Origin of the sequence: Nocardioides sp., assembly GCF_004803405.1 — a bacterium.
GTDB lineage: Bacteria > Actinomycetota > Actinomycetes > Propionibacteriales > Nocardioidaceae > Nocardioides > Nocardioides vastitatis.
This window is the reverse complement of the sequence record NZ_SSXI01000281.1, coordinates 1-11,454: the sequence shown is the minus strand read 5'-3', so window position 1 is coordinate 11,454 and position 11,454 is coordinate 1. Positions and strand designations below refer to the sequence as shown.

At 72.2% G+C, this 11,454-nt stretch carries 8 protein-coding genes and 1 pseudogene; 4 read left to right on the top strand and 5 right to left on the bottom strand.

Features of this window, described 5'->3' with window-relative positions:
- The 4 genes from E7Z54_RS19850 to E7Z54_RS19835 all read right to left on the bottom strand — a co-directional run.
- Positions 1–525, bottom strand: a 525-nt coding sequence (locus E7Z54_RS19850; protein WP_240769801.1) for a hypothetical protein, incomplete at its 3' end; no start/stop codon positions are given.
- Between the two features lie 19 nt (positions 526–544).
- The gene (gene hrpA, locus E7Z54_RS19845; protein WP_136436449.1) at positions 545–4,405 is read right to left on the bottom strand and encodes an ATP-dependent RNA helicase HrpA; all 3,861 of its coding nucleotides are present in this window, start codon (positions 4,403–4,405) and stop codon (positions 545–547) included.
- A gap of 36 nt (positions 4,406–4,441) precedes the next feature.
- Entirely contained in the window at positions 4,442–5,074 is a 633-nt protein-coding gene (locus tag E7Z54_RS19840) for a hypothetical protein (RefSeq protein WP_136436448.1), read from the bottom strand.
- On the bottom strand, positions 5,074–5,574 hold the full coding sequence (locus E7Z54_RS19835; protein WP_136436447.1) for a SigE family RNA polymerase sigma factor: 501 nt from the start codon (positions 5,572–5,574) through the stop codon (positions 5,074–5,076). The genes E7Z54_RS19840 and E7Z54_RS19835 overlap by 1 nt, the downstream gene beginning before the upstream one ends.
- A gap of 219 nt (positions 5,575–5,793) precedes the next feature.
- Here E7Z54_RS19835 and rocD point away from each other — a divergent pair, with 219 nt between their 5' ends.
- Genes rocD through hglS form a run of 4 tightly spaced genes read left to right on the top strand, consistent with a single transcriptional unit; the run spans position 5,794 to position 10,886 of the window.
- Positions 5,794–7,023: an ornithine--oxo-acid transaminase gene (rocD, locus tag E7Z54_RS19830; protein ID WP_136436446.1), complete on the top strand. Its 1,230-nt coding sequence runs from the start codon at positions 5,794–5,796 to the stop codon at positions 7,021–7,023.
- Between the two features lie 25 nt (positions 7,024–7,048).
- Positions 7,049–8,137 (top strand): saccharopine dehydrogenase family protein, encoded by a 1,089-nt coding sequence (locus E7Z54_RS19825; protein ID WP_136436445.1) that lies wholly within the window; start codon positions 7,049–7,051, stop codon positions 8,135–8,137.
- Positions 8,134–9,666, top strand: a complete 1,533-nt coding sequence (gene amaB, locus E7Z54_RS19820; protein WP_136436444.1) for an L-piperidine-6-carboxylate dehydrogenase — start codon at positions 8,134–8,136, stop codon at positions 9,664–9,666. Before E7Z54_RS19825 ends, amaB begins: the two co-directional genes overlap by 4 nt.
- A complete protein-coding gene (hglS, locus tag E7Z54_RS19815) occupies positions 9,666–10,886 on the top strand; it encodes a 2-oxoadipate dioxygenase/decarboxylase (protein WP_136436443.1) in 1,221 nt (406 codons plus the stop codon). Before amaB ends, hglS begins: the two co-directional genes overlap by 1 nt.
- Before the next feature lie 7 nt (positions 10,887–10,893).
- Here hglS and E7Z54_RS19810 read toward each other — a convergent pair.
- Positions 10,894–11,454, bottom strand: a pseudogene (locus E7Z54_RS19810) (FUSC family protein); the annotation flags it as partial.

Sequence of the window (11,454 nt, the reverse complement as noted above, 5' to 3'; positions counted from 1 at the left end):
CACGTCCGCGTCGGCGACCTCGGGAAGGGCGGCGCGGCCCGCCGCCACCACCCGCGCGAACGCGGAGGCGCGGAAGAGGACGTCGGCGAAATCACCTCCGGCGATGCCGCGCAGCACGTCGTCGATCATCGCCCGGAGCTCGTCGGGCCCGGGCGGGTCGGCCACCCCGGCGACGACCTGGGCGAACTCGGCGCGCGAGCGGCCGCCCTCGAACTGGCGGGCCACTCCGGTCGGGTCCGCATAGACCCAGGAGCGCAGCAGGTAGAGCCGCCACAGGCAGCCGGACAGGGAGTCCGCGGCCGCATGGGACCAGACCTCCGCGATCGCCTCGATCCCCTCGGTGTCGGCCAGGTGGACCAGCCGGTCGGCGACACCGGCGTCGTTGCTCGAATGCGCCCCACGGACGAGCAGCGAGGCGGCCCGCTCGGCCGCCTCGGTCACCAGAGCAGGATCGACGCCGTCAGCGAACTCGTCGAAGAACGCAGCCTCCCGCGGGGCGGGGCGGTGGTGGTTGCGCTCGGACACGGCTCAACCATACGGCCGCTCAGAGCGAGTCCAGCGCCTTCCGGAGGCGCACGTCGGAGATCGGGCCGTCGGTGCCGAGATGCTGGGCCCAGAGCGAGACCCGGTACTCCTCGAGCATCCACCGCACCGCACGGAGACCGGCGCCGGCGGGGCGTCCCTCCGGCAGGGCGGCGACCCGCGCGAGGTAGGCCTCCTGGAGGGGCTGGACCAGGTCCATCCGCTGGCGGTCCTTCCCGAGCGCAGCCGCGCCGCCGGTCTCCAGGGCGGTGCGCCGCTCCCGCATCGCCGTCAGGTAGGGCCGGTAGCGCCGAAGCCGGGCGGCCCCGGTCTCGCCCACGAACCCCTCGTGAACGAGCCGGCCGAGCTGGCCCTTCAGGTCGGTCAGCGCCGGCAGCAGCGGCAGGTCGGCGCGACCGCTGAGCAGCCGCTCGCACTCCCGCCACAGCTCGAGCACGCGGAGCAGCTCGGCCAGCACCGTCCGCACCCCCTCGGCGGCGGTCGACCGGAGCGAGGCCAGCAGGGCGTCGTACTCGTGCTGGCTGCGGGTGGGCGCATGGGCGTCGACGGCGTCGACCACGACGGCACGGAGGCAGTCGGCGAGCAGCGCGGGCACGGCGGGGTACGGCGTCCCGGCGAGCCCCAGCTTCGCCTTCATGTCGAGTCCCTCGACGATCCCGGCGGTGGGCTTGTCGCCGAGCGCGAGGAGCAGGAGTCGTACGACGCCGAGCCGGTGCCGCGCGTCGCGCTCGTCCGCCGATCCGAACACCTGCAGGCCCACCGTCTCCCCCTCGTCGACGAGTCCGGGGAAGGCCTCGACCTCGTGGCCGGCGCGGGTCCAGGTCGCGGTGGCCGGGATCTCCCCGAACGTCCACGTGGTCTCTCCGCTGCGGGCCACGCCCGAGTCGGAGGCGACGTCGGCCATCGCCTTCTCGAACTGGGGTCGCAGTGGCGCCTTGAGGTCGGCCAGGGACTTGCCGCGCGCCTGCTCGCGGCCCTTCTCGTCGACCACTCGGTAGGTGGGCTTGAGGTGCTCGGGCAACGTGGAGAGCCCCCACACCTCGCGCGGCACGTAGACCCCGGTGGTCGACCGGAGGTAGCGCTCGAGCGCGTCGAGCATCGGCTCCTCCCCCGCCGGCACGGTGGCGAGGAACTCCTTCGCGGTGTTGGGAGCCGGCACGAAGTTCACCCGCAGCTGCTTGGGCAGGCTGCGCAGCAGCTCGGTGACCAGCTCCTCGCGCAGGCCGGGCACGATCCAGGAGAAGTCCTCGTCGTCGACCCGGTTGAGGGTCGCGACCGGGACGTCGATGGTGATGCCGTCGTCGGCCGCGCCGGGCTCGAAGTGGTAGGAGATCGGGAAGGTCAGACCGCCCGACACCGACCACTGCTCGGGGTAGTCGGCCTCGCGCACCTGGTCGGCGGTGTCGTGGGTGAGCATCGCGGGGTCGAAGGTGAGCAGGTCGGGCGTGGCGCGTCGCGCGTCCCTCCACCAGCGGTCGAAGTGGGCTCCGCTCACCACAGCGTCGCCGACCCGCTCGTCGTAGAAGTCGAAGAGGGTGTGCTCGTCCACCACCAGATCCCGCCGGCGGGCCCGATGCTCGAGCTCCTCGGCCTGCTGGAGCAGCGTGCGGTTGTGGTGGAAGAACCGGTGCCGGGTGTCCCACTCGCCGTAGACGAGTGCGTGCCGGATGAACAGCTCGCGCGCGAGCGGGGGATCGACCCGCCCGTAGGAGACCAGGCGGTCGGTGGCCAGCGGGACGCCGTACAGCGTGACCCGCTCGCGGGCCATCACGGCCTGGCGCTTGCGCGACCAGTGCGGCTCGGAGTAGCTGCGCTTCACCAGGTGCGCGCCGATCTGCTCGGCCCACTCCGGCTTGATCTCGGCGTTCTGCCTGGCCCAGAGGCGTCCGGTCTCCACCAGCTCCCCGGCCATGACGTACGAGGGGTTCTTCCGGGCCAGCACCGAGCCCGGGAAGATCGCGAACTTCGCGCCGCGGGCGCCGAGGTACTCCCGTGGTCCCGGCCGGCGACGCTCCTTGGCGGGGCGGGAGCCTGGGGCAGGCTTCTCCCTCTCCTCGAGAACCCCCACATGGGAGAGCAGGCCGGAGAGCAGCGCCTGGTGGATGCCGTCGCCGTCCGGCTCCCCCTGGGCCTCGAGGCGGATGCCCATCTCCTTGGTCACCTGTCGCAGCTGAGCGACGAACTCCTGCCACTCCCGCACCCGCAGGTAGTTGAGGAACTCGCGCTTGCACATCCGGCGGAACGCGCTGCCGGACAGCTCCCTCTGCTGCTCGCGCAGGTGCCGCCAGAGCGTCAGCCAGGTGAGGAAGTCCGAGCCCTCGGCCTTGAACCGCGCATGCAGCTGGTCGGCCTGGGCCTGCTCGGCGGGCCGGTCGGCGCCCGGTCGCTCGCGCGGGTCCTGGAGCGACAGTGCTGCGACGATGACGAGCACGTCGCGGACGCAGCCGAGCCGCTCGGCCTCGAGCAGCATCCGCCCGAGGCGAGGGTCGATCGGCAGCCGGGAGAGCCGGCGGCCCACCTTGGTGAGCCCCTGGTCGCCGGCGACGGCGCCCAGCTCCTCGAGCAGCTGCAGGCCGGCCTGCACGTTGCGCCGGTCGGGTGGCTCCACGAACGGGAAGCGCGCGATGTCGCCCAGCCCGAGCGCGGTCATCTGGAGGATGACCGAGGCCAGGTTGGTCCGCAGGATCTCGGGGTCGGTGAACTCGGGGCGGCCCTCGAAGTCCTCCTCGGAGTAGAGCCGGATCGCGACGCCGGCCGCGACCCGCCCGCATCGTCCGGACCGCTGGTTGGCGGACGCCTGGCTGATCGGCTCGATCGGCAGCCGCTGCACCTTGGTCCGCGATGAGTAGCGCGAGATCCGGGCGACGCCGGTGTCGACGACGTACCGGATCCCGGGCACGGTCAGCGACGTCTCCGCCACGTTGGTCGCGAGCACCACCCGGCGCCGCGATCCGCGCGCCGGCGCGAAGACCCGGTGCTGCTCGGCGGCGGAGAGCCGCGAGTAGAGCGGAAGTACGTCGATCCCCCGGGTGCCCTCCGCGAGCGGGGCGAGCGCCTCGGCGGTGTCGCGGATCTCCCTCTCGCCCGGAAGGAAGACCAGCACGTCGCCGGGCCCCTCGGCGGACAGCTCCTTGACCGCGTCGACGATCGCCTCGGTCTGGTCGCGGACGATCGGCTCGCCCTCCTCGTCCTTCTCGACCTCGGTCCCTGAGGAGGCGAAAGACGAGCCGTCTCGAAGAACCATCAGCGGTCGGTAGCGGACCTCGACCGGGTAGGTGCGTCCGGTCACCTCGATGATCGGCGCGGGTTCGCCGTCGGCGTCGGCGAAGTGCTCGGCGAACCGCCCGGTCTCGATGGTCGCCGAGGTGATGATCAGCTTGAGGTCGGGCCGCCTGGGCAGCAGCTGCCGGAGGTAGCCCAGCAGGAAATCGATGTTGAGGCTCCGCTCGTGGGCCTCGTCGATGATGATCGTGTCGTAGCGGCGCAGCATCCGGTCGCGCTGGAGCTCGGCGAGCAGGATGCCGTCGGTCATCAGCTTGACCCGGCTGGCCTTCGAGGTGCGGTCGGTGAAGCGGACCTGGTAGCCGACCAACGCGCCGAGCTCGACGCCGAGCTCCTCGGAGATCCGCTCGGCCACCGACCGGGCGGCGATCCGCCGCGGCTGGGTGTGGCCGATCATCCGCGCGCGGCCGTCCTTGTCGGCTCCCCCACGTCCCAGCTCGAGGCAGATCTTGGGGAGCTGGGTGGTCTTCCCGGACCCGGTCTCGCCGGCGACGATCACGACCTGGTGGTCGCGGATCGCGGCCGCGATGTCCTCGCGGCGGGCGCTGACCGGGAGGTCGGGCGGGTAGGTGATGTCCACAGCGGGGTCATTCTCCCGCTGCGCCCCGCGTCGGGATCAATCGGTGCGGTACGCGAGGTCGGCGGCTCGCTCGCTTGCGGCGTTCCCGGTGAGGATGACGACGCCGCTGGGAAAGTCGACGACGAGTTGCCACACCGCGCCAGACGCCGCCCACCGGGCCCGCGACGCGCCCTCCACCGCGACGTCCTTGCAGGTCCAATTGGCCGGGCAGCCCGCCGCGCCGGCAGACCGCCAGGACCTGGCCCCGTCGATGGCGACTCGCCGCATCGTGGGGTTCGACGGATTGGCCTTCACCACGTCCACCATCGCCTGCAGCTTGTCGAGAGTGAGGCTCGCTCCCGCTTCCGCTTCCGCTTGCTCGGCCAAGCCGGTGAGGATCTCGGCGAGCTGCGCCTCGTCGATTTCTCCCTGCGGCACCGACCGCTCCGGCACCGGCTGCCCTGCCACTGGAGGCTCCGCTGTCCGGTCGGCCGTCGATGTCGAGCCGGTCGCCGCGAAGCCCGCCCCGGCCAGCACCGCGACCGCGGTGGCGGTGCCGGCGATTGCGAGAACCCGGTTGCGCCGCAACCGGCGCCGCCCTCGTCGTACGTCGTCGGCGGGTGCGGTGGGCGGGACGGGTGCGGCGTCGCACAGGTGGTGCAGTCGTTCGGTCAGCAGGTCGGTGTCCATCAGGAGGTCTCCTTGGTCAGGTTGTCGGCTAGGACGGTCCGCAGTGCCCTGAGCGCGGCGGATGTCTGGCTCTTCACGGTGCCGGCACTGATGCCGAGGTCGGTGGCGGTCTCCTCGACGCTCAGCCCCCAGAAGTGACGGAGCACGACGACCTTCCTCATCCCCGGCGCCAGCGACCGCAGGGCCGTCCAGAGGGCGTCGTGCTCCTCCACCGGCACCGCGGCCACCGAGGACTCCGGGAGGTCCTGCCCGGCGGCGGTCTCCCGCCGCCAGGGTCGGCGGGTCTCGTCCAGGTGGGCGTTGACGATCGCCCGCCGGACGTAGGCGTCCACCGAATCCGCCCGCTCGACGCGCGCCCAGGCGACGTACAGCTTGGTCAGCGCCGACTGCACCACGTCCTCGGCGCGGTGCGCGTCACCGCAGAGCAGCCAGGCAGCACGGTAGAGCTGCGGTCGCCGCTGCACGACGTAGGCCGCGAACGCCACGTCCCTGGTCGCCATCGAATCCCCTCTCGTTTCGCCTTCTCCCTTGATGACGGAACAGGCCCAGCATCGGTTGGGTCGCGCTGCCGGCGGGGAGCCGCGCCAGTTCGCGTTCCAGGGTGTGGGGTGGGTTACAGTGGTTCGGAGGATTGTCAGACAACAAGAAGATTCACTGCTGCAGCGGCGTCTGTCCGCAATTCATCCGGCCCATGTCGCCAGTATCCGAGGGAAGCGCCCATGAGCATCACCACCGACCGGACGATCACCCCACGCCGGACCGCGGCGGAGGTGGCCCGCGCTGAGTCCCGCACCGCGCACAACTACCACCCGCTGCCGGTCGTGCTCAGCCACGCCGAGGGCGCCTGGGTCACCGACGTGGACGGCCGCCGGTTCCTCGACCTGCTCGCCGGCTACTCCGCGCTCAACTTCGGCCACGGCCACCCGCGCCTCCTCGCCGCTGCGCACGCCCAGCTGGACAAGGTCACGCTGACCAGCCGCGCCTTCGTGCACGACCGCTTCGCCGACTTCTGTGCCGCACTGGGCGACCTCTGCGGCAAGGACCTGGTGCTGCCGATGAACACCGGCGCCGAGGCCGTCGAGACCGCGATCAAGGTCTCGCGCAGGTGGGGGTACGACGTCAAGGGCGTCGCCCCCGACTCGGCCCGGGTCGTGGTCGCCGCCGGCAACTTCCACGGCCGCACGACCACGATCGTCGGCTTCTCCGACGACCCCGACGCCCGCGGCGGCTTCGGCCCGTTCGCGCCCGGGTTCGACATGGTCCCCTACGGCGACCTCGCCGCGCTCGAGGCAGCGATCACCCCGTCCACGGTGGCCGTCCTGATCGAGCCGATCCAGGGCGAGGGCGGCGTGATCATCCCGCCGGCCGGCTACCTCCGGGGGGTCCGCGACCTCTGCACCCGCAGCGAGGTGCTGTTCGTGGCCGACGAGATCCAGGCCGGGCTCGGCCGCACCGGCCGCACCTTCGCCTGCGACCACGAGGGCGTCGTCCCCGACCTGTACGTGCTGGGCAAGGCACTCGGCGGCGGCATCGTCCCGGTCTCCGCCGTCGTCGGCGACCACGACGTGCTCGACGTGCTGAAGCCCGGCCAGCACGGCTCCACCTTCGGCGGCAACCCGCTCGCGTGCGCGGTCGGCCTCGAGGTCGTCGACATGCTGGGCACCGGTGAGCTGCAGGCCCAGGCCGAGCAGCTCGGCGGGATCCTCGCGGGGCGACTGGACGCCCTGCTGGGCCACGGCGTGGTGTCCTACCGATCCCGCGGCCTCTGGGCCGGCGTCGACGTCGATCCCGCCCTCGGTACCGGCCGCGAGGTCTGCGAGCGACTGATGGCCCGCGGCGTGCTGGCCAAGGACACGCACGGCTCGACGATCCGCCTGGCCCCGCCGCTGGTGATCACCCCCGAGGACCTGCACTGGGGACTCGACCAGCTGGCCGCCGTACTCGTCTGAGAAACCACCAACCAAGGAGGCCGCGATGGCGCGGAGCATCAACCAGGTCGGCGTGATCGGCCTGGGCAAGGTCGGCGAGCTGGTGGCAGGGCTGCTCAACGACGCCGGCTTCAAGGTCAGCGGGTACGACACGCAGCCGCACCCCGGACTCCGGTTCGAGACCGAGCAGCTGGACGTCAGCGACGGCGAGGTGCTGCGCGACGCGCTGCGCGGACTGGACGCGGTGGTGTCCTGCCTGCCGTACGACCGCAACATCGAAGTGGCCGAGGCGGCTGCCGCGGTCGGCTGTCACTACTTCGACCTGACCGAGGACGTGCCGACCACGCAGCGGGTGATCGAGCTCGCCGGACAGACCCCCGGCGTGGCGTTCGTGCCGCAGTGCGGTCTGGCCCCCGGGTTGATCGGGATCGTCGGCGCATCCCTGGCCAAGGGTTTTGAGGAGATCCGCTCGATCGAGCTGAAGGTCGGCGCACTCCCCCAGAACCCGACCGGCCTGCTGGGCTACGCGTTCAACTGGTCCGCCGAGGGCGTCGTGAACGAGTACCTCAACGACTGCGAGGTGCTCCGCTCCGGCCGGCGCCAGATGGTGCCCGCGATGACCGAGAAGGAGCGGGTGTTCATCGGCGGCATCGAGCTCGAGGCGGCCCTGACCTCCGGGGGGCTCGGCACCATGTGCCCCACCTACGAGGGCCACGTCCAGCGCCTCGACTACAAGACGCTGCGCTACCCCGGTCACTTCCGCCAGATGCACTTCCTCTTCGACGAGCTGGGGCTGCGCGACCACCGCGAGGAGGTGGGCCGGATGCTGGTGAAGGCCAAGCCGCCGGTCAACGACGACATCGTCTACATCCACGCAGCGGTCGAGGGCGTCAAGGACGGCCAGCCGTTCCGGGAGAACTACGTCAAGGGCTACCTGCCCATCGAGATCGACGGTCGCATGTGGCGAGCCATCTCCTGGACCACCGCGTCCTCCGCGGTCGCCGTGGTCGAGCTCGTGGCCGACGGCGTGCTGCCGCACGAGGGCTTCCTGCGCCAGGAGGACATCTGCCTCGAGGACCTGCACGCGACCCACGCGGGCCGGCGCTTCGCCGAGTACGGAAGGATCAGCGCATGACGGACCTGGCAGCACGCACCCGGGAGATCCTCGACGCCCTCGGCGTCTCCCTGCCGCTGGTCGAGGAGGTTGCGCAGCAACCGTCACGAGACCAAGGAACACTCGTCGCCCGCACCCCGATCGACGGCTCCGAGCTGGGTCGGCTGAGCGCCCACACCCTGGCCGACCTGGCCGACCTGGTCGGCAGCGCGCAACGCGCCTTCGAGGAGTGGCGAGTGGTGCCGGCGCCGGTGCGCGGGCAGCTCGTCCGCGAGCTGGGCGAGCTGCTGCGCGAGCACAAGGAGCTGCTCGGCGAGCTGGTCTCCATCGAGGCGGGCAAGATCCGCTCCGAGGGCCTCGGCGAGGTCCAGGAGATGATCGACATCTGCGAGTTCGCGGTCGGCCTCTCCCGCCAGCTGCACGGCCTGACCATCGCCTCGGAGCGACCCGGCCACCGGATGATGGAGCAGTGGCATCCGCTCGGCGTCGTGGGCGTGATCAGCGCGTTCAACTTCCCGGTCGCGGTGTGGTCGTGGAACGCCGCGCTGGCTCTGGTCGCCGGTGACGCGGTCGTCTGGAAGCCCTCGGAGAAGACCCTGCTCACCGCGCTCGCCTGCCAGGCGCTGGCGGCCGAGGCCGCCCGTCGCGTGGGCGCTCCGCAGGGCCTGACCCACGTCGTGCTCGGCGAGCGCGAGATCGGCGAGGCTCTCGTCGACGACCCGCGGGTGTCGCTGGTCTCGGCGACCGGGTCGACCCGGATGGGCAAGCAGGTGGCGCCACGCGTGGCCGCGCGCCTGGGTCGCTGCCTGCTCGAGCTGGGCGGCAACAACGCCGCCGTCGTCGCGCCGTCGGCGGACCTCGACCTCGCAGTCCGGGGCATCGTCTTCGCAGCCGTCGGTACGGCCGGCCAGCGGTGCACCTCCCTGCGCCGGGTGATCGTGCACGAGTCGGTCCACGACGAGCTGGTCTCCCGCCTCTCCAAGGCCTACGGCACCCTCTCGATCGGGAGCCCGCTGGAGCGGGACACCCTCGTCGGCCCCCTCATCGACGACACCGCGGGCCAGGCGTTCCTCGCCGCGATCGAGCAGGCGCAGGCCGACGGCGGCCGCCTGGTCACCGGCGGCACCCGGGCCGATGGCGTGCCAGGCGGGCAGTACGTCGTACCGGCCATCATCGACATGCCCCAGCAGAGCGACATCGTGAAGGCCGAGACCTTCGCGCCGCTGCTCTACGTGCTGAAGTACCGCGACCTCGACGAGGCGATCGCGCTCCACAACGACGTGGCCCAGGGCCTCTCGTCGGCGATCTTCACCCTCGACGTCCGCGAGGCGGAGACATTCCTGTCCGCCGCCGGGTCGGACTGCGGCATCGCCAACGTCAACATCGGCACCTCCGGTGCGGAGATCGGTGGCGCGTTCGGTGGCGAGAAGGAGACTGGCGGCGGGCGCGAGTCCGGGTCGGACGCGTGGAAGGCCTACATGCGTCGCGCGACCAACACGGTCAACTACTCGGCCGAGCTGCCGCTCGCGCAGGGAGTCGAGTTCGGCTGATGCTCATCGGTCCCACCGAGCTGCGGGCGCTGTTCGCCTCGTCGCTCTCGGCGCTCTACGGCTCCGAGGTTCCCGCGTACAACACACTGGTCGAGGTCTCCGAGGCCGTCAACGCGTCCGTCCTGGAGCGGATGGGCGCGGAGGCCGAGCGGCTCGGCAGCATCGAGCGGGTGACCGCGGAGCGGCACGGCGCGATCCGCGTCGGCACCCCGACCGAGCTCGGGCAGGTCGGTCGGATCTTCGCGGCCTGCGGCATGCACCCGGTGGGCTTCTACGACCTGCGCGAGGCCGACCCGCCGATCCCCGTCGTCTCCACCGCGTTCCGGCCGATCGACCGCGCCGAGCTGGCAGCGAACCCGTTCCGCGTCTTCACCTCGCTGCTGGTGGTCGACGACCGCCGGTTCTTCGACCAGCGGACCCAGGCGCAGCTGGAGGAGTTCCTCGGTGCGCGACGGCTGTTCCCCGAGGAGCTGCTCGACCTCGCGGACCTGGCCGAGAAGCAGTCCGGCCTCGCTCCGGTCGACGCCGACCGGTTCCTCGAGCTGGCGACGGCGTCCTTCGCCCTCTCCCCCGAGCCGGTCGACCGCGCCTGGTACGACCACCTCGAGGCGATCTCGTCGGTGGCGGCCGACATCGGCGGGGTGTCCTCGACCCACATCAACCACCTCACCCCGCGGGTGCTCGACATCGACGAGCTCTACGCGCGGATGACCGAGCGCGGGATCCGGATGATCGACCGGATCCAGGGCCCGCCGCTCACCGACAAGCCCGCGGTGCTGCTGCGGCAGACGTCGTTCCGGGCGCGCGCCGAGCCGCGCCGGTTCCGCAAGGCGGACGGCTCGGTCACCACGGGCGAGCTGCGGGTGCGGTTCGGCGAGGTCGAGGCGCGCGGTGTCGCGCTCACCCCGGCGGGCCGTGCGCTGTACGACGACCGCGGGATCGACGCCTTCCCCGACACCGAGCAGGGGCTGCACGAGGCCGGGCTGGCGTACTACACCCGGGACGCCGAGGGGCGGCTCCGGCCGGTCGTCTACGAGGACTTCCTGCCGAAGTCCGCAGCCGGCATCTTCGCCTCCAACCTGACCTCGGACGGCTCGGTCGACGCCGCTCAACGGGCTGCCGCCCGGGACGCGGCCTGGTTGCAGGAGGCCCTGGGCCGCCGGCTCCACGACCCGTACGACCTGTACGCCGCGGAGGCCGCAGCGGCTGGTCGGGGCTAGCGGCCCCTCACCGAGGCGGCGGGATGGCGTCGGTGGCCTCGAGCGGTCCCATGCCGGTGACGAGCAGCAGGTCGGCCACGATCGCGCGCACCTGCGCCAGGATCGCCTCGGAGGTGAGCACCTCGCTCCGCTCGACCCGGCCGGTCGCGTGCCCGACGGCGAGGACGGCATCCCGGGCACCCTCGGCGAGGCGGTTGGCGGCCAGCTCGTCGGCGACGGCGTCGGCGGCAGCGGCGAGGTCCGCGGTCAGCACGGCGTACGACGGCGGCACCGCCCGCCGCCGGTAGGCCGCCACCGACGTCTGCCGGACGAGCACCCTGGTGCTGCGCAGTGCCCGGTCCAGCGGGTCGACCAGCTCCACCATGCGTCGTACCGGCTCCCGATGGCGGAGCCGGAACGGCGAGGAGCTGACCACGGACATCCCCTCGTCGGCGGCGGCCTGCAGCTCCCGGATCATCCGGTCGGTGGCGCGGGCGTCGGCGAGCAGCGCGAGGGCGCGGTCGACCTCGCCGTCGACCATCACGTCGGACGCGGCGCGCAGCAGCTCGGCGATCTTGCGGGCGACCGC